This is a genomic window from Rhizobium sp. KNZ14-9A (genome assembly GCF_056755015.1).
In genome coordinates this window covers 4163490-4181986 of sequence record NZ_JBPGXB010000002.1, presented here as the reverse complement: position 1 = coordinate 4181986, position 18497 = coordinate 4163490, and the positions used below count along the sequence as shown (strand labels likewise).

Genomic DNA, 18497 nt, shown 5'->3' with positions numbered 1-18497 from the left:
CTTGATTCAGACCTTGCTGTCACAAGCGCATGCGCAAGCGGGTCGATCCCGCCTCCCCTCTTTCATGCGCCGATGTTGATTTATCGAAGCGGCTGTTCTGCCGGCTCCGGTTTGCGGATCAGAGGAACGGCCTGCAGCACGAGCGCGTCGAGGCCACTATCTTCCTTTTCCAGGATTTCGAAGAGTTGCCGCCGCATGCGCGGCTCCCAGAATTTGTTCATATGCGTTGCAACCCCTTGCGCAGCCTCGCTTTCGGGCTGTGTCTTGAAGAAGGTTGCGATCTGGTTTGCCATATAGACGAGTTTGGTCTTGGTATCATGCGACATCGGCGATGCTTCCTGGCGACAGGCGATGCGGGTGGGTGAAAATCTCGAAATCCTCACCGCGAACGAGGGCGACAAGCGTCATGCCGGCTTCCTCGGCCGTGCGGATGGCAAGTGCGGTCGGCGCGGAAATGGCGATCAGCACGGGCGCGCCGAGGATCGCCGTCTTCTGAACCATTTCGACGGATAGGCGGCTGGTAACAGCGACAGCGCCGGAAGCGCCGGCCTGCCCCGCCCTGATGACGGCGCCACAGAGCTTATCGAGCGCATTGTGCCGGCCGACATCCTCACGCACGGCGATCAATCCCTTGCCGGGGATGTAGAAGCCGGCGCCATGAACGGCTCGCGTCTCGCGATGCAGCGGCTGGGAATCGTTGAGCAGCGCGATCGCCTGCACGATATCGGCATGCGACAGCGACAGCTCGGTCTTGGAAACATCAGGCACCTTCCTGACCGCCTGCTCGATCGACTCGATACCGCAGAGACCGCAGCCGACAGGCCCCGCCATGCTGCGCCGCCGCTTTCTGAGCGCGTCCTCGACATCATCAACAAGCGTCACCTGGACGTCGATACCCTTCTCGTCCTCGATGAACTCGACACCAGCGACCTGGCTGCGGTCGGTGATAATGCCCTCCGTAAGGCTGAAGCCGACCGCGAAATCCTCGAGATCGCCGGGCGTGGCCATCATGACCGCATGCGAACTGCCGCCATAGGAAAAGGCGATCGGCACTTCCTCGGGCACGATACGCTCGCCCCGTGTCATGACGCCGCCCCTCCGGGCGACCTCCGTCACGCTTATGCGGGTCGGCCTTTCCGTCATTATTCCGCCGCCTCCATCTTGCTGGCGATGCGGCGGGACTGACGGGCCTGCTCGTCATACTCGACCTGCCACTCGGACGGGCCGTTGGAAGGCGAAACCTGCACCGCCGTCACCTTGTATTCCGGGCAGTTGGTCGCCCAGTCGGAAAAGTCCGTCGTGATGACATTCGCCTGCGTATCCGGATGGTGGAAGGTCGTATAGACGACGCCGGGCGCCACGCGATCGGTGATCAATGCGCGGAGCGTCGTATCGCCGGAGCGGCTCCCGAGCTTCACCCAATCGCCATCGCGGATGCCGCGCTGTTCGGCATCATGCGGATGAATTTCCAGCCGGTCTTCGGAGTGCCAGATGACATTATCGGTGCGGCGTGTCTGCGCCCCGACATTATACTGGCTAAGAATGCGGCCGGTGGTGAGAAGCAGCGGGAAGCGCGGACCTGTGCGCTCGTCGGTTGCCACATATTCCGTGCGGATGAACTTGCCCCTGCCGCGCACGAACCCATCCACATGCATGATCGGCGAGCCGAGCGGATGCTGCTCGTTGCAGGGCCACTGAACGGAGCCCATCTTGTCGAGATAGTCGTAAGAGACCGAAGCGAAGCTCGGCGTCGTCGCGGCAATCTCATCCATGATCTCGGACGGATGCGTATAGTGCCAGTCGAGGCCCATGGCCTGGGCGAGCTTCTGCGTCACTTCCCAGTCGCCATAGCCGTTGCGTGGCGTCATGACCTTGCGCACGCGGTTGATACGGCGCTCGGCATTGGTAAAGGTGCCGTCCTTTTCCAGGAAGGTAGAGCCCGGTAGGAAGACGTGAGCATAGTTCGCCGTTTCGTTAAGGAAGAGATCCTGTACGACGACGCATTCCATGGCGGCAAGGCCGGCGGCGACATGTTTGGTGTCCGGATCGGACTGCAGAATGTCTTCGCCCTGGATATAGATACCCTTGAAAGAGCCATCGACGGCAGCATCCAGCATGTTCGGAATACGCAGGCCCGGCTCGTTGTTGAGCTTCACGCCCCAGAGCTTTTCGAAAATATCGCGCGTCGCATCGTCGGAGATGTGGCGATAGCCCGGCAGCTCATGCGGGAACGAGCCCATGTCGCAGGAGCCCTGCACATTGTTCTGACCACGCAGCGGGTTCACACCGACGCCGGGACGGCCGATATTGCCGGTCGCCATGGCAAGGTTGGCGATCGCCATGACCGTCGTCGAGCCCTGGCTGTGTTCGGTGACGCCGAGACCGTAATAGATGGCGCCATTGCCGCCGGTCGCGAAAAGCCGGGCAGCGCCGCGCAGATCTTCCGGCTTCACACCGGTAAACTTCTCGACGGCTTCCGGGCTATGCTGCGGCTCGGCGACAAAAGCCGCCCAATCCTCGAACTCCGACCAGTCGCAACGCTCGCGGATGAATTTCTCGTCGTAGAGGCCTTCGGTCACGATCACATGCGCAAGCGCCGTCATGATTGCGACATTAGTGCCGGGCTTCAGCGGCAGATGGAAAGATGCCTCCACATGCGGCGAGCGGATAATATCGATACGACGCGGATCGATGACAATAAGCTTGGCACCCTGCCGCAGCCGCTTCTTCAGGCGCGAACCGAAGACCGGATGGCCGTCGGTCGGATTGGCACCGATGATGATGACCACATCGGACTGTTCGACGCTGTCGAAATTCTGCGTGCCAGCCGATGTGCCGAAAGCCTGGCCCAGTCCATAACCTGTCGGCGAATGGCAGACGCGGGCGCAGGTATCGACATTGTTGTTGCCGAAGCCAGCGCGGATCAGCTTCTGGACAAGGTAAGTCTCTTCATTGGTGCAGCGGGACGATGTGATACCGCCGATCGCTTCGCGGCCATACTGATACTGGATGCGGCGAAACTCGGAAGCGACATGGGCATAGGCCTCGTCCCAGGTCACTTCACGCCAGGGATCCGTCACCTTCTCGCGGATCATCGGGTTGAGGATGCGGTCCTTATGGGTTGAGTAGCCATAGGCAAAGCGCCCCTTGACACAGGAATGGCCGCGGTTTGCCTGCCCATCCTTCCACGGCACCATGCGGACCAGCTCTTCACCACGCATTTCCGCCTTGAAGGAGCAGCCGACGCCGCAATAGGCGCATGTCGTAACGGCCGAATGTTCCGGCTGGCCGATGCGGATGACTGATTTTTCCGTCAGCGTCGCGGTCGGACAGGCCTGCACGCAGGCGCCGCAGGACACGCATTCGGAATCGACGAAATGCTCGTGCATGCCGGGCGAAACACGCGAGCCGAAGCCGCGCCCCTCGATCGTCAGCGCAAAGGTGCCTTGCACCTCCTCGCAGGCGCGCACGCAACGAGAGCAGACAATGCACTTCGACGGATCATAGGTGAAGTACGGATTGGACTCGTCCTTCGGCATCCATTTCAGATTGATCTCGCCGCTGTTGCGCGCCTTGACATGATTGTCGCCCTCATAGCCATAACGCACATCGCGCAGACCGACGGCGCCCGCCATGTCCTGCAGCTCGCAATCACCATTGGCTGCACAGGTCAGACAGTCGAGCGGATGGTCGGAGATATAAAGCTCCATGACGCCGCGGCGGATATTCTTCAGCCGCTCCGTCTGCGTATGGACGACGATGCCGGATGCCACCGGCGTGGTGCAGGAGGCGGGCGTTCCGTTGCGGCCGTCGATTTCGATCAGACAGAGACGGCAGGAACCGAAGGCATCGACCATATCGGTCGCGCAGAGCTTCGGGACCTGAATGCCAGCCTCCATGGAGGCGCGCATAATCGAGGTTCCCTCAGGAACCGTCACCTGCTGGCCGTCGATGGTCAGCGTCACCATCGTTTCGGATTTCGAAGCCGGCGTTCCGTAGTCGATTTCGTGAACAAGAGACATGGTCTATTCCGCTGCTTCAATGAGAGGGACCGGAGCAAAATCGTCCGGGAAATGCGTCATCGCGCTCATGACAGGATAGGGCGTGAAGCCGCCGAGCGCACAGAGCGAGCCGAACTTCATCGTGTTGCAGAGATCTGCGAGCAGTTCGCGGTTCTTTTCGGGCTCGATGCCCTGGGCGATCTTGTCTGCGGTTTCGACCCCGCGGGTCGAGCCGATGCGGCAGGGCGTGCACTTGCCGCAGCTTTCGACCGCGCAGAATTCCATCGCAAAGCGTGCCTGCTTCAGCATGTCGGCCGTATCATCGAAGACGACCAGACCAGCATGACCGATAAGCCCATCCTTGGCGGCAAAGGCCTCATAGTCGAACGGGGTATCGAACAGCGCACGCGGGAAATAGGCGCCAAGCGGCCCTCCCACCTGCACCGCCTTCACCGGCCGGCCGGACACAGTGCCGCCGCCGATCTTGTCGACGATATCGCCGAGCGAAAGACCGAAGGCGGTTTCGTAGAGACCGCCATATTTTACATTGCCGGCGATCTGCAGCGGGATGGTGCCGCGTGACCGGCCCATGCCGAAATCGCGATAGAAGGCGGCCCCCTTGTCCATGATCACAGGCACGGACGCGAGCGAGATGACATTGTTGATGACGGTCGGACAGTTGAACAGGCCCTTATGCGCCGGCAGCGGCGGCTTGGCGCGCACGATACCCCGCTTGCCTTCGAGGCTGTTGAGCAGCGCCGTTTCCTCGCCGCACACATAGGCGCCCGCACCGGTGCGGATCTCCATGTCGAATTCCTTGCCGGAGCCGAGCACCGAAGCGCCCAGAATGCCAGCCTTTCGGGCGATTTCCACCGCCTGCGTCATCGTGGCGATCGCATGCGGATATTCCGAACGCGTATAGACGAAACCTTTCGTGGCGCCAGTCGCAAGCCCGGCAATCGCCATGCCCTCGATGAGCACGAAAGGATCGCCTTCCATGATCATCCGGTCGGCAAAGGTACCGCTGTCGCCCTCATCTGCATTGCAGACGATATATTTGCGCGAACCCGCCGCATCGAGCACTGTCTTCCATTTGATGCCGGTCGGAAAGCCCGCGCCGCCGCGGCCGCGAAGGCCGGAATCGGTGACTTCCTTGACGACATCGGCAGGCTGCATCGACACTGCATGGCGAAGACCGGCAAGCCCACCATGGGCCTCGTAGTCGTCAAGCGAAAGCGGATCGGTAATGCCGCAGCGGGCAAAGGTGAGACGGATTTGGCTTTTCAGGAACGGGAGGTCTTCGACCTCCCCAAGACAGAGCGCATGCGCCCCGCCGTCCATCAGTCCCGCGTCGAACAGCCCGGTGACATCCTTCGCCTTGACCCGCCCATAGCCGATCCGTTTCCCGGAAATCTCGACCTCGACCAGCGGCTCCAGCCAGAACATTCCGCGCGAGCCGTTGCGCACGACGGTCGCATCAAAGCCGCGGGCGGCGATCTCCTGGGTAATCGCCTTTGCCACCTTCTCGGCCCCGAGCGACAGCGCTGCGGCATCGCGCGGAACATAAATCTTCACTGTCATCGGCGTGCCTCCTCGACGAGTTCGGCTGCCAGTTCGTCATCGACGCGGCCATGCACTTCGCCATCCAACATGGCGGCCGGCGCGCAGGCACAGAGACCGAGACAGTAGACAGGTTCCAGTGTGACGCTGCCGTCGAGTGTCGTCTGATGAAAATCGATGCCGAGCAGGGTCTTGATACGCTCGGCCAGTGCATCGCCACCCATCGACTGGCAGGCTTCGGCGCGACAGAGCTTCAGCACGTGCCGACCGGCGGGATGATCACGATAATCATGATAGAAGGTTACGACACCGTGGACCTCGGCGCGAGAAAGATTGAGCGCGTCAGCGATGACTGGCAGGGCCTCCTGCGGTACGTAACCGAACTCGTCCTGAACCTCATGCAGAATGGGGAGCAGTGGGCCTTCGAGGGATCGAAGATCAGCAACGATCGAACGGATACGCCCGGTGATATCGCCCTGGGCGATACGTATATTCATCAGCAGCCTCCCTTCGGCTTGCGCATTCCCTGGAAACCGCAAAACTCCCCATGTCATTGCGATTTCTAGGGAACTGTCTCAGGGAAGCAGGTTGCAATCAATAAAGCAGTCTTGTTGATTGATAGTTTTTTTCTATCAAAGTTCCGCGTCTTCAACGAGTGTTCTTGCTTCATGCAACAAGGCGGAGACAAGCGGCGTGAAAGGTTCCCGATAAGGAGCGACAAGGCCAACGAGATGGTGCGCCTCCGGCTCGACGATCGGGATCATCCGGATCTCCGCAGGAAAGCCGAATGATATCGCAACGTTACGCGGCATGATGCTTGCCCAGCGGCCGGTCCGCACATGCGAAAAAAGCACGATCATCGAATTCGATTCGAGTGTCGGATGGACTGTCGCGCCTGCCTCGGCCAAATGCCGGTTGATGATACGCCGGTTCTGCATGTCAGCCGTCAATAGGCAAAGCCGAAGATCACCCACTTCACGCCATGTCACACTCTCGCGATCCGAGAGCGGACTACCGGCGGCGGTGATGAGATTGTAGCGCTCCGCATAGAGGGGCACCGAAGTGACGCGCCCGAGCGGCTCGTTTTCCAGATAGGTGACGCCGGCATCGATCTCGAGATTTTCGAGCATGCTCAGCACCTGCAGCGAATTGCGCGAGACGATGGAGAAGGTGACGTCGGGATGCCGTTCCTGGAAGGGCGTTGTGATTCGCGACAGCATCGCGAGCGCGGTCGGAATGGACGCCAGACGCAGATGGCCGGAGAGACCCTTGCGGGCGGCGCGCATTTCCTCGCGCATCGTGCGCGTGTCCCCGACGATGCGGCGCGCCCATTCGAGCACACGCTGTCCTTCCGGCGTCAATCCTTGAAAGCGGGAGCCACGCTGCACCAGCATGACGCCCAGCTGATCTTCCAGCTGGCGAATGGCGGCCGAGAGCGTGGGTTGGGAAACGCCGCATTCCTCTGCCGCACGACCGAAATGTTTCTCGTTAGCGAGTGCGATGAAGAATTCCAGCTTGTCGATCATCCGGCCTCCCTGCCGAATTCGGCATGAGGCCTATCTTTGCGGCTTGCCGTTCGGCTTCGCAAGAGCTGGCAGGCTCAGCCCGTCTCGGCAACCGGAAAGAGACTGAAAAGTGATTCGAGGAAAGCCATGACGCTTTCGTTGCCCATGCTGTAATAGACAAGCCGCCCGTCGCGCCGCGTATTGACGAGGCCTTCGAGCCTCAGTCGCGCAAGCTGCTGGGACACCATAGCCTGCTGTATTCCAAGGATATCCTCGATTTCGCCGACCGTCTTTTCCCCTTCCGACAGGATACAGAGGATGAGCAACCGGGTCTGATGGGCTAGCGCCTTCAGGAGATCGCTCGCCTCGTGGGCTTTGTCAGCAAGCTTCTGCAAGTCCTGGCCAGTCATGCCCGGCTTCGGTTTAGGCAATGGCATTTGCTTCTCGGAAGGAGGTAATAGGATAGATCAGTACAATATCATATTCGCAGAAGCGAATTCGTCAAATGTCGCGAAATACCAAAAAAAGTCCAAACAAATCAGCAAATAAGCTGGCCACCATTGATCTCCAGGACTTGACCCGTGATGTAACCTGAGAGTGATGGAGCCGCCAGGAAGAGATAGGCGGGGGCACAATCCTCTGCTGTTCCGAGCCGCTGTAGTGGGATCGACTTGCGCGTCTGCTCCAGCTTTTCACGCGATGAATAGCGTGCATGGAAATCGGTTTCGATCGTGCCGGGCGAGACGCAGTTGACCCTGATACCATCAGGCGCAAGCTCTCGGGCCAGCGCTTTCGAATAGGTCGCAACAAATGCCTTCGATGCGGAATATATTGCAGAACCGGGGCTTCCGCCCGTCAGCGCCGAAATCGAAACCGTGTTGACGATAGCAGCGCCCCCTGCCGCCCGGAGCGCCGGAAGCAGCGCCCGCGTCAACTCCACCACCGACGTCTGGTTGAGGCGCACGACAGTCTCATAATCGGTATCGGTTAGCTCACCGGCTGGAAAACGCCCATACATCGTGCCAGCATTGTTGACCAACACATGCACCTTGTCGAAGAATTCGAGCGCCTCTTCCGCAAACTCCGCAGCCCCGCCCGGCTGCAGGAAATCTGCCGGTAACAGCAATGCCCGGCGCTCCGATTCGGCGGTCAGGAGAAAATCCGGCAGTTCGCGTTCCCCATGGCGCCCGGTATGGACAAGCACGCGCGCACCGCAATCCAGAAACTGTCGGGCAACTTCGAGGCCGATACCGCGGCCAGCACCTGTCACGACGACATTGCGGTTTTCGAACAATTTGGGATGAAACACGAAGCTCTCCTCCTTGCGGGCCGGCCCGCCGCTTGCGCTATCAGGCCCAACATATGCGGTCATCAGCCAAAAGAAAGCCCGAAGGTCTAAGCCCCCGGGTCGAGAAGCCGCGCACCGGTGCCTTGTCTGCCGAGCACGTCGAAGGGATTGCGCAGCGGGCAGGCGTCGATCGAGAGACAGCCGCAGCCAATACAGCTCGTCAGATGGTCACGCAGCAGGCTCAGCTGCTTGATGCGCGCATCGAGATCATCCTTCCAGAGCGCCGACAGTTTCTGCCAGTCCCCGACTGTCGGCGTCCGGCTCTGCGGCAGGGTTTCGAAGGCAGTCTGGATTTCGGCAAGCGGAATGCCGACCCGTTGCGCCACCTTGATAATGCCGAGGCGCCGTAGCACATCGCGGCCGTACCGGCGCTGGTTGCCGCGGGTGCGGATGCTGGAGATCAGCCCCTTCGCCTCGTAGAAATGCAGGGCAGAAACCGCAAGTCCGCTGCGCTCTGCCACCTCGCCCACCGTCAGGAGCCTGCTCAAGGAGAATGCCGGATTTTGCTGCATCGCCTATTGACCTCAATATTAGTCGAGGTTTTATAGACTCCGCTCCCGAGGCCGTAAAGCCGCAACGAGAAGGAGCAATGCATGCAGAAACCCATGAGGCTTGCGGTCATCTACGGCAGCACGCGCGAGGGGCGCATCTGCGACAGGGTTGTGAAATGGCTCGAAAGAGAGTTGTCCCGCTTTCCACAATTCGAGATCGACATCATCGACCCGCTGGCATTCTCGCTGCCGCGAGAGCATGTACCGCATCATCCGGAGGCCAGGCGGCTTGCTGACAGGCTCCATCAGGCCGATGGCTTCATCCTCGTCACGCCGGAATATAACCACAGCTTCACCGCTTCCCTGAAATTCCTCATCGATCTCTTCGCCGAGCCGTGGCACGGCAAGCCGATCGCCTTCCTCTGCTATGGCGGCGTCTCCGGCGGATTGCGGGCGGTCGAACAGCTCCGCCTCGTCTTTGCGGAGCTTCACGCCGTCACGATCTGCGATGCCGTCAGCTTCAATTCCCCCTGGCGCCGTTTCGACAATGAAGGCCGACTGCAGGATACCGAAGATGCGTTGCGCCGGCTTTCCCGAATGATGGCCCAGTTGCAATGGTGGACTGAGGCACTGATCGCCGCCCGCAGCGACACTCCTTATGCCGGCATCGCCGCCTGAGACAACGACATCCGATTCCGTCTCTGGCAGGTACGGAACCGGCTGGGCACCCGGACAGGACCTCCGTCCGGGTGTTCCTCCCAACACTTGACAGCTGCGTCCGAACTGCCCTGGCCCTTTCCGACCGTGTAGCCGGATAGGAATTTTACGGTTGCGGTATCGCAGGCCCGGTGCTAGCTTCCGCCACAATTTCACGGGGGAGCTCCGAATTGCCGGGGCTGAGATGTGAGGCGCATGCCTCCGGACCCTTCAAAGCTGATCTGGGTAATGCCAGCGGAGCGAGGTCCAAATGTTTTCCGGCGCACAAGTGTCTCTATATCCGATGTCCGGCAATTTCGTCGGCATCATCCTTGACGCTATCAAGGCTCTCGATCCCTATCGTGATCATCTTCGCATCGAAACCGACGATATTTCCACGCTGATGGTCGGCCCGCCCGACGTGTTGTTTGCCGCCATGCGCGACCTCTTCGTCTCGGCTGCCGCAAGCGGCGAGCATTGCGTATTGTCCGCAGCGATCTCGCGGGGCTGCCCCGGCGAACCGGATGATGCGATCTGTGGCGCCGGCCTGTCTTCCAGCCGATCCGAGCCGCTCGCCGAGCGAGTGGAAGCCGCGATCGCGGCAGTCAAGGACACCACAGAAACCGGCCAGCCAACGGCCGCCCAATTTTCTCTGTACGTTATGGGAACGGGCACCCATATGGACGAGATCTACGGCTGCATCGATTTCCTGAAGCGCTCGGGCACATTTGACCGCTCCAAGAATTTCTGCACCAAGCTGTGCGGCGATGCCGGCGCGATCTTCGCGACCATCCATGAAGCCTTCTATCGCTTTGGCGATCCCGAAGGCCATGTGACGCTGGATATCACGGTCTCCGCGAACAGCCCGAGCAAAGCCTGAGACGCTTGACGGCAATGACCTTATCGAAACCGGATTCGACATTTGCGCCACTGAGGCGGGCCTTGCCCGCCATTCTTGCCGTGTTTGCCTTCCTGGCCGTCTGGGAGCTCTATGTCGATCTCTCCGGCATCAAGCCCTCCATTCTGCCCTCGCCTTCGCGCATCCTGACACAAGGCTGGCTGAACAGGCAGGCGCTGCTCGACAACACCTGGCCGACGCTTGGCGCGACGCTCGGCGGTTTCGCTTTGTCGCTGGTCTTCGCCTTCGCCTCGTCTGTGCTGATGGATTTCGTGCCCTTCATGCGCCGCGCGCTGCTGCCGCTCTTCATCGTCAGCCAGACATTGCCGCTGGTCGCGATTGCCCCCTTGGTCGTGCTCTGGTTCGGTTTCGGGCTGCTGCCGAAGCTTCTGCTCGTTGCTCTCGTCACTTTCTTTCCGCTGCTGGTAGCCCTGCTGCAGGGCTATGAAGCGACGGACCGAGATATCGCCGAGCTTCTGAGTTCCATGAAGGCAAGCCGCTGGCGCATCTTCTGCCTGGCGAGGCTTCCCTCCGCCATGCCCTTCTTCTTTGCCGGCCTGCGCATTTCGATCACCTATGCCGTGGTCGGCGCCATCTTTGCCGAATATGCAGGTGCCGCACGTGGCCTCGGGATCTATATCCTCAATGCCAAGAACAATTTCCGGCCCGACCTCGTGCTTGCCGCCGTCGTCGTGAGCGCCCTCCTCACCCTCTGCCTCTTCGGTCTCACGCTGGCGGTGCAGCGTTTCGTCATGCCCTGGCAATCTCCTGCGGAGAAACGCCCATGAGCGGGATGCTTGAGCTGAAGAACGTCTCGAAATCCTTCGACGGCATGGAAGTGCTGGAGGACATTTCTCTTCATATCGCCAGAGGAGAATTCGTCTCGATCGTCGGCCCCTCCGGCTCCGGCAAATCGACGATCCTCCGTTTGCTGACACAGGCGCTGCAGGCCGATAAAGGCCACATTCTCTTTGACGGCATGTCGCTTTCGCAAGCGGCGCACGCATTCGCCTTCATGCCCCAGCGCGATGCGCTGATGCCGTGGCGAAGCGTCATCGACAATGCGATCCTTGGCCTCGAAGTGCACGGTATGCGCCGCAGCCAGGCACGAGCGGTTGCCGCCCCTCTCTTTGAACGCTTCGGCCTTGCCGGTTTCGAAAATCACTATCCCGCGGCCCTTTCAGGCGGCATGCGCCAGCGCGCGGCCCTGCTGCGCACCGTGATCCAGCGGCAGGACATGCTGCTGCTCGACGAGCCCTTCGGGGCACTCGACGCGCTGACCCGCACCCAGATGCAGGAATGGCTGCAGGGCATGTGGACCGATCATCGCTGGACGGCCCTGCTGATCACCCATGATGTGCGGGAAGCCGTTTTCCTGTCTGACCGCATCTATGTGCTTTCTGCCCGCCCGGCGGCCGTGATCAGGGAGTTCGAAGTGCCGCTGAAAAGGCCGCGCACGCTTGCCGATCTCGGCTCCCCGGCCGCCCAGGCGATCGAAACCGAAATTCTTCAAACATTGCTGCATCCGCAAAGAACCTGAGGAGGTCCCGATGCTTCTCACCCGCCGACAAACCCTTTTTGCCGCCATGGCCGCAAGCCTCGCCGGCCGTGCTGCCTTCGCCCAATCCGCCGCCAAGGTGCGTATCGCGCTCGACTGGACGCCGAACACCAATCATATCGGCATCTATGTCGCCAAGGCGAAGGGCTTCTATGAGGCCGCCGGCCTCGATGTCGAGATCCTGCCCTATGCCGATACCAGCGCTGGCACGCTGGTCGCGAACGGCGTTGCCGATTTCGGCATTTGCGGAGAGATCGAGACCTTTACCCAGCGCGCCGCCGGCGCTGATGTGAAACTCGTGTATGCCGTCGTGCAGACGGAAACCGGCAGGCTGATCTTCAAGGGCGGCCGCAACGATATCAAAAGCCCCAAGGACCTGGACGGAAAAACCTATGGCGGCTTCGGCGGCGCATGGGAGGAGGCGCTCGTCTCCGCGATGATCCGCAACGACGGCGGCAAGGGAACCTTCCAGAATGTCACGCTCGGCACCTCGGCCTATGAGGCGCTCGATAACGGCGCCGTGGACTTCACGCTGGAAATCTACACCTGGGAGGGCATCGCGGCCCAACTGGAGAACCGGCAGGTCGGCCGCTGGCGCTATAGCGATTACGGCATACCTGACGAACAGACGACCGCGATCGCTTCCAGTGACGCCTATCTCTCGGCCAATCCGCAAAATGCCCGCGCCTTCATCCAGGCAACGCTCAAGGGTTACGCCTATTCGGTCGATAATCCGGACGAGGCCTGTGACCTCCTGATTGCCGGCAGCAACGGCGCGTTGCTGAATACCGAACTGGTCAAGGCATCGCAAAAGGCGCTGGTCGAAGGCCATTTCCTCAAGGGCGACAATGGCACGATCGGCATCATCGATCCGGCCAAGGCCGAAGCGATCGGCGCTTTCCTGTTCGACCATGGCATCCTGCTTGATGCCAATGGTGCGGCGTTGAAGGAAAAGCCCGATTTTTCCGGCTATTACACCAACGATCTGCTTGGCTGAGATGACCCTGCCCTTGCCGGCAGCAGCTTTCCGCTGCAAAGTCCGGCAAGGAGCGAGGGAGTGACATGCAGCAGCAGGACCGGGTGGCCGGAGCGGATTTCTTGCGTGCAGCCGCCTGCCTGCTTGTCCTTATCCACCATCTCATTCTGCGCATCGACCTCAACAAGACCGAAGGATTGCGGCCGACGCTGACCGCCCTGCGCTTCGGCAATTTCGGCGTCGCCATCTTCTTCATCCTCAGCGGTTTCCTGCTGGCCTTGCCGTTCTGGCGTTCCCTTGATGCCGGTTGCGCCATGCCTGACCTGCGCACCTATGTGCTGCGTCGCGCGGCCCGCATCGTGCCCGGTTATTGGGTGGCTCTGACGGCGGGCTTCATCCTCAGCATTACTCTGCTCGGGCACGCACTGACGCCGGAACTTGTTATGCGCTATGTCAGCGGTCTCTTCTTCATGAGCCAATGGCACTGGCGCACCTTTTTTCCTGTCGAAGGCAACGGCCCGCTCTGGTCCATATCTTTCGAAGTAACGAGCTACGTGCTGCTGCCGCTTGGCTTCCTCTGGCTTTTCGCTATCCCGGAAAAACGCCGTTCTCCGCTCGTCACGCGCCTTGCCTGGTTCGGCATCATTGCCGTGACGCTGCTTGCCCACGAGACCTTCCGCACGCTTGTTCCCCCCAACGAGATTGATCGTGGCTGGCAATATGGCATGCAGGGCGGCGCGAAGGAGTGGATGCCGAACTATAATCCCCTCGGCTTCTTCGCCGTCTTTGCGCTCGGTACGCTCGCAGCCGGCATTCAGATCATGTTGCCGCGAAAGCATCAGATCTGGTTTGACATCGTTGCGCTTGCCTGCCTGGTCACCGCCGGCTCCCAGCTGCCGCTTTCAACAGGCGGACCTTGGGAAGCCTATGGATGGCTCGGAATCCCCTACGCCTTTCCGCTGTTTCCGGCGATGATCGCTGTTGCGCTTGTGGCCCTCTCACGCTCCGTGCTGCTTGCGGCATTGCTCGACAATACCTTCATGCGCTTCACGGCAACCGTCTCATTCGGCATCTATATCTGGCAGGACATCGTTCTAACCTCGATGCAGACGATCTCTCCGGCCATATTCGGCATCGGCGAAGATCATCCGCTACGGGACTGGTTTATCGGCTGCATCTTTGCGACGGCGATCACTTTTCTTCTCGCAAGCTTCAGCTATTTCGCTGTCGAACGACAGGCAATACGGCGCGCCGCACGCATAACGCGCAAGAATTCAGCCATTACTCAATATAGTTAATTCCCAACCAACCAAAAATATCAGGAACATATTCGAAATACTCCCAAATTTGGCTCTGTTATGGTTACGAAAACATTGAGGAAGCGAGTGACAAATCAATCCCGTCCATGTATTTGTGCCAGCGCGACGCAATATGCGAGTATTTCCACGGACGTTGCTTAATGAACGTGTTTACTTCAAATAAGCTCCAAGACACGGCCTTCTCTGCAAAAGCAGTGAAGATGATGGCTCTCGACGCAGCGAATTCCAACATTCGCCAGCCGGAAAGCTTTGTCTCTTTGGATGGCCGGAACAGGCTTCAGCTCGGCTTGAAGAGAGCTTTCGACATTTTCGGTGCAACAGGCGCGCTGGTCATCCTGTTTCCCGTACTTCTGACGATTGCGCTTCTCATCGTGATCGATGATGGCGGGCCGGTATTTTTCCGGCAGATTCGCTGGGGCCTGAAGGGCAGCAAGATCACCGTCTACAAGTTCCGCTCCATGCGTGCGGATCTCTGCGATCCCACCGGCATCGAACAGACAGTCAAGGATGACCGGCGCGTGACGCGGATCGGCGCATTCCTGCGCAAGACCAACATCGACGAGCTGCCGCAACTCCTCAACGTCATCAAAGGCGATATGTCGCTCGTCGGCCCCCGCTGCCATGCTATCAACATGCGCGCGGCCGGCATGCTCTACGAAGAACTGGTGCCCGAATATCATTATCGCCATCTGATGCGGCCGGGCATTACCGGCCTCGCCCAGACGCGCGGCTGGCGCGGTCCGACAGGGCGCCCGACAGAGGCACGAGCCCGCATCGCCAGCGATATCTATTACATCAGAAATTTCAGCCTCTGGCTGGATATGAAGATCCTGTTCGGCACGCTGCTGTCCGAACTACGCGGTGGCACTGGCTTCTAAGAAGGTCCTGCTAAGGAAATCTCCGGCACAGGCAGTCAAAAGCCGCCTGTTTTCGTTTCCGTGGTCCGGGTGGAAACAGCAGCCTTCGCCGTGATAAGAACTGCCTCCTCTGCATCAAGAAACTTTCCAGGATGTCTCAGCTCGCCTCCATGCGGTTCTCTGCATGGCGAATGGCTGAGCCCCGTTGCAGCGGCTTGGCAAAAAGAAAAAGCGGCCTTGAAAGCCGCTTTTCTCACTGTGTTTATCTCGGGCCGAGCCGATCAGTCCTGCTGGACGACACCGCGCAGGTGGGTCAGTTCCATGATGAAGTGCTCTAGCCTGGACTTGTGCTCGTGATGCTCGGCATCTTCGAGTTCCTTCTTCGCAGCTTCGATGCGGCGAGTGAGTTCATCCTTGTTGAGCTCTTGGACCGGAACAGCGGATTCGGCAAGCAGCGTGCAGCCAGTCGGCAGGATGTCGGCGAAACCGCCGAACACGACGTAATCCTGCTTCGATCCGGAACCGGAACGCACGCTCACGATACCCGGCTTGATGGTCGTCATCGTCGGAGCATGGTTGGCCATAACAGTCATTTCGCCTTCGGTCGCGGGAATGACGACCTCGGTCACCATCTCCGACAGCAGCAGACGCTCCGGCGAAACGAGCTCAAAGTTGAAATTGTCAGCCATCAGTGACTTACCTTCTCGGCTATGGCTTCTGCATCTTGCAGTTTGGTCCCGCAGAACGGGCAGTGCATTATCGCATGGTCGAGATAACCGAGGCCTTCCTCGCTCTGAGCCAACCCGACGACCATCATCATCACGCCGTTATCGGCACGGTAGATGGTCGGCGCTGCCGGTTCAGGAAGCTCTGCCACGACACTTTTGAGGGTGTCGCAGCAGAATATCTCGTCCTGAGCGTCGCTCATCAAGCTGCTGCGAGCTTCTTGGCTTTCTCGACAGCTTCGTCCATCGAACCAACCATGTAAAAGGCTGCTTCCGGCAGATGGTCGTACTCGCCGTTGACGAGGCCCTTGAAGCCCTTGATCGTGTCTTCGAGAGCAACGAGCTTGCCCGGCGAGCCGGTGAAGACTTCGGCAACAAAGAATGGCTGCGACAGGAAGCGCTCGATCTTGCGGGCGCGGGCAACGGCAATCTTGTCCTCTTCGGACAGTTCGTCCATGCCAAGGATCGCGATGATGTCCTGCAGGGCCTTGTAGCGCTGCAGCGTCGACTGGACCTTGCGGGCCACTTCGTAATGCTCTTCGCCGACAACCATCGGGTCGAGCATGCGCGACGTGGAGTCAAGCGGATCGACGGCCGGGTAGATGCCCTTTTCAGCGATCGAACGCGACAGAACGGTCGTTGCGTCCAGGTGAGCAAACGAGGTTGCCGGTGCCGGGTCGGTCAAGTCGTCGGCCGGAACGTAAATGGCCTGAACCGAGGTGATCGAGCCCGTCGTCGTCGTGGTGATGCGTTCCTGCATCTGACCCATGTCGGTTGCGAGCGTCGGCTGATAACCCACGGCCGAAGGAATACGGCCGAGCAGAGCCGACACTTCCGAGCCAGCCTGCGTGAAGCGGAAGATGTTGTCGACGAAGAACAGAACGTCCTGGCCCTGGTCGCGGAAGTGTTCTGCAACCGTCAGACCGGTCAGAGCGACGCGAGCGCGAGCGCCCGGCGGTTCGTTCATCTGGCCGTAAACGAGCGCAGCCTTGGAACCTTCGCCACCGCCGTGCTTGTTGACATTCGATTCGATCATTTCGTGGTAGAGGTCGTTGCCTTCGCGGGTGCGTTCACCGACCCCTGCGAAAACCGAGTAACCACCATGCGCCTTGGCAACGTTGTTGATCAGTTCCATGATGAGAACGGTCTTGCCGACGCCTGCACCACCGAAAAGGCCGATCTTGCCGCCGCGTGCGTAAGGCGCGAGAAGGTCGACGACCTTGATGCCGGTGACAAGGATCTGCGCTTCCGTGGACTGATCGACGTAAGCCGGAGCGTCCTGGTGGATCGAACGCTTGTGAGCGGTAACCAACGGACCAGCTTCGTCGACCGGCTCACCGATGACGTTCATGATACGGCCGAGCGTCTCGTTACCGACCGGAACCATGATCGGAGCACCGGTATCAGTGACTTTCTGACCGCGAACAAGACCTTCGGACGAGTCCATCGCAATGGTACGGACTACGTTTTCGCCGAGGTGCTGAGCAACTTCGAGAACCAGACGGTTGCCGTTGTTGTCGGTTTCCAGCGCATTCAGGATCTTCGGCAGTTCGCCTTCGAAAGCAACGTCAACGACGGCGCCGATAACCTGTGTGACTCTGCCGACAGAGCCGGTCTTGGGGGTAGCTGCCTCAGCCATTTTCTGACCCTCTTTTCCTAACCTCAGAGCGCTTCCGCGCCCGAAATGATTTCAATCAGTTCCTTGGTGATCTGAGCCTGACGCTGACGGTTGTAGCTCAACGTCAGCTTGTTGATCATCTCACCAGCATTGCGCGTCGCATTGTCCATCGCGCTCATCTTTGCACCCATTTCGCCCGCAACGTTCTCAAGGAGAGCTCGGAAGATCTGGACAGAGATGTTGCGCGGGATCAGCTCGTCCAGGATCGACGCCGGGTCCGGCTCGTATTCATAGACGGCACCAGCATGGGCTGCATCTTCGGTGACAGCTTCGGGAGCCTTGGCCGGGATGAGCTGCTGCGCGGTTGGGATCTGGCTGATCACCGACTTGAATTCCGAGTAGAACAGCGTGCAAACGTCGAACTCACCGGCTTCATACATCTCGATGATACGCTTGCCGATCTGATCGGCATTCTCGAAACCGATCTTCTTGACTTCGCGCAGTTCCTTGCGCTCGACGATCAGCGACGCGAATTCGCGACGCAGGATGTCATAGCCCTTCTTGCCGACGGTGAAGATCTTCACAGTCTTGCCTTCGGCGACCAGCTTGCGAACGTGATCGCGAGCAAAGCGAGCAATCTGCGAATTGAAGCCGCCACACAGGCCGCGTTCGGCCGTGCAGACGACGAGCAGGTGTACCTGATCCTTGCCCGTACCGGTCATCAGGACCGGCGCGCCGTCCGCATCGGTAACGGCCTTGGCGATATTCGCCAGGACCGCACCCATACGCTGCGAATAAGGCCGGGCGGCCTCGGCCGCCTCCTGCGCACGCCGAAGCTTCGCCGCGGCGACCATCTTCATCGCCTTGGTGATCTTCTGCGTCGCCTTGACGGAGGCGATCCGGTTTTTCAGATCCTTAAGTGAAGGCATCCGCTATCCGTCCTAA

General features: G+C 59.9%; 20 protein-coding genes and 1 riboswitch. Of the genes, 7 read left to right on the top strand and 13 right to left on the bottom strand.

What is annotated here, in order from left to right; translation table 11 throughout:
* Positions 1–80: 80 nt before the first annotated feature.
* From ACR9ZQ_RS27475 to soxR, 9 genes are all read right to left on the bottom strand, one after another.
* Positions 81–326 carry a formate dehydrogenase subunit delta gene (locus tag ACR9ZQ_RS27475; protein ID WP_310384922.1) on the bottom strand — a complete coding sequence of 82 codons (246 nt, stop codon included), beginning with the start codon at positions 324–326 and terminating at the stop codon, positions 81–83.
* Entirely contained in the window at positions 316–1143 is an 828-nt protein-coding gene (fdhD, locus tag ACR9ZQ_RS27470; RefSeq protein ID WP_481429089.1) for a formate dehydrogenase accessory sulfurtransferase FdhD, read from the bottom strand. Before fdhD ends, ACR9ZQ_RS27475 begins: the two co-directional genes overlap by 11 nt.
* A complete protein-coding gene (gene fdhF / locus ACR9ZQ_RS27465; RefSeq protein ID WP_481429088.1) occupies positions 1143–4022 on the bottom strand; it encodes a formate dehydrogenase subunit alpha in 2880 nt (959 codons plus the stop codon). Before fdhF ends, fdhD begins: the two co-directional genes overlap by 1 nt.
* 3 nt (positions 4023–4025) lie before the next feature.
* Positions 4026–5582 (bottom strand): formate dehydrogenase beta subunit, encoded by a 1557-nt coding sequence (locus ACR9ZQ_RS27460; RefSeq protein WP_481429087.1) that lies wholly within the window; start codon positions 5580–5582, stop codon positions 4026–4028.
* Positions 5579–6058 (bottom strand): formate dehydrogenase subunit gamma, encoded by a 480-nt coding sequence (locus ACR9ZQ_RS27455; RefSeq protein ID WP_481429086.1) that lies wholly within the window; start codon positions 6056–6058, stop codon positions 5579–5581. The genes ACR9ZQ_RS27460 and ACR9ZQ_RS27455 overlap by 4 nt, the downstream gene beginning before the upstream one ends.
* Before the next feature lie 135 nt (positions 6059–6193).
* Positions 6194–7087 (bottom strand): LysR family transcriptional regulator, encoded by an 894-nt coding sequence (locus ACR9ZQ_RS27450; protein ID WP_113324240.1) that lies wholly within the window; start codon positions 7085–7087, stop codon positions 6194–6196.
* Between the two features lie 74 nt (positions 7088–7161).
* Entirely contained in the window at positions 7162–7503 is a 342-nt protein-coding gene (locus ACR9ZQ_RS27445) for an ArsR/SmtB family transcription factor (protein ID WP_113324241.1), read from the bottom strand.
* A 101-nt stretch (positions 7504–7604) separates the two neighbouring features.
* Positions 7605–8375 (bottom strand): SDR family NAD(P)-dependent oxidoreductase, encoded by a 771-nt coding sequence (locus ACR9ZQ_RS27440; RefSeq protein ID WP_481429085.1) that lies wholly within the window; start codon positions 8373–8375, stop codon positions 7605–7607.
* 86 nt (positions 8376–8461) lie between these two features.
* Positions 8462–8926 (bottom strand): redox-sensitive transcriptional activator SoxR, encoded by a 465-nt coding sequence (gene soxR, locus ACR9ZQ_RS27435; RefSeq protein ID WP_481429084.1) that lies wholly within the window; start codon positions 8924–8926, stop codon positions 8462–8464.
* 81 nt (positions 8927–9007) lie between these two features.
* On the opposite strand from soxR, the gene ACR9ZQ_RS27430 reads away from it, so the two are divergent.
* The 7 genes from ACR9ZQ_RS27430 to ACR9ZQ_RS27400 all read left to right on the top strand — a co-directional run bounded on the left by ACR9ZQ_RS27430 (position 9008) and on the right by ACR9ZQ_RS27400 (position 15230).
* Positions 9008–9583 carry an NADPH-dependent FMN reductase gene (locus tag ACR9ZQ_RS27430; protein WP_310384938.1) on the top strand — a complete coding sequence of 192 codons (576 nt, stop codon included), beginning with the start codon at positions 9008–9010 and terminating at the stop codon, positions 9581–9583.
* A gap of 185 nt (positions 9584–9768) precedes the next feature.
* Positions 9769–9882, top strand: a riboswitch (TPP riboswitch).
* Positions 9873–10481 (top strand): YkoF family thiamine/hydroxymethylpyrimidine-binding protein, encoded by a 609-nt coding sequence (locus ACR9ZQ_RS27425; protein WP_481429083.1) that lies wholly within the window; start codon positions 9873–9875, stop codon positions 10479–10481. Its footprint overlaps the riboswitch before it by 10 nt.
* A 14-nt stretch (positions 10482–10495) precedes the next feature.
* A complete protein-coding gene (locus ACR9ZQ_RS27420; RefSeq protein WP_113324246.1) occupies positions 10496–11287 on the top strand; it encodes an ABC transporter permease in 792 nt (263 codons plus the stop codon).
* The gene (locus ACR9ZQ_RS27415; protein ID WP_481429082.1) at positions 11284–12039 is read left to right on the top strand and encodes an ABC transporter ATP-binding protein; all 756 of its coding nucleotides are present in this window, start codon (positions 11284–11286) and stop codon (positions 12037–12039) included. The genes ACR9ZQ_RS27420 and ACR9ZQ_RS27415 overlap by 4 nt, the downstream gene beginning before the upstream one ends.
* Positions 12040–12049: 10 nt before the next feature.
* A complete protein-coding gene (locus ACR9ZQ_RS27410) occupies positions 12050–13054 on the top strand; it encodes an ABC transporter substrate-binding protein (protein WP_310384945.1) in 1005 nt (334 codons plus the stop codon).
* A gap of 65 nt (positions 13055–13119) precedes the next feature.
* Complete coding sequence (locus ACR9ZQ_RS27405) at positions 13120–14331, top strand: acyltransferase family protein (RefSeq protein ID WP_481429081.1); 1212 nt, start codon at positions 13120–13122, stop codon at positions 14329–14331.
* A 161-nt stretch (positions 14332–14492) separates the two neighbouring features.
* A complete protein-coding gene (locus ACR9ZQ_RS27400; RefSeq protein ID WP_405049739.1) occupies positions 14493–15230 on the top strand; it encodes a sugar transferase in 738 nt (245 codons plus the stop codon).
* Positions 15231–15490: 260 nt separating this feature from the next.
* On the opposite strand, the gene ACR9ZQ_RS27395 is transcribed toward ACR9ZQ_RS27400, so the two are convergent.
* From ACR9ZQ_RS27395 to ACR9ZQ_RS27380, 4 genes are read right to left on the bottom strand one after another with little or no spacing between them, the layout of a single operon-like run.
* Positions 15491–15898 carry a F0F1 ATP synthase subunit epsilon gene (locus ACR9ZQ_RS27395; RefSeq protein WP_113324251.1) on the bottom strand — a complete coding sequence of 136 codons (408 nt, stop codon included), beginning with the start codon at positions 15896–15898 and terminating at the stop codon, positions 15491–15493.
* Entirely contained in the window at positions 15898–16137 is a 240-nt protein-coding gene (locus tag ACR9ZQ_RS27390) for a hypothetical protein (RefSeq protein ID WP_113324252.1), read from the bottom strand. Before ACR9ZQ_RS27390 ends, ACR9ZQ_RS27395 begins: the two co-directional genes overlap by 1 nt.
* A complete protein-coding gene (atpD, locus tag ACR9ZQ_RS27385) occupies positions 16137–17573 on the bottom strand; it encodes a F0F1 ATP synthase subunit beta (protein WP_310384953.1) in 1437 nt (478 codons plus the stop codon). The genes ACR9ZQ_RS27390 and atpD overlap by 1 nt, the downstream gene beginning before the upstream one ends.
* Before the next feature lie 23 nt (positions 17574–17596).
* Positions 17597–18481 carry a F0F1 ATP synthase subunit gamma gene (locus ACR9ZQ_RS27380; protein ID WP_113324254.1) on the bottom strand — a complete coding sequence of 295 codons (885 nt, stop codon included), beginning with the start codon at positions 18479–18481 and terminating at the stop codon, positions 17597–17599.
* Between the last annotated feature and the right edge of the window lie 16 nt (positions 18482–18497).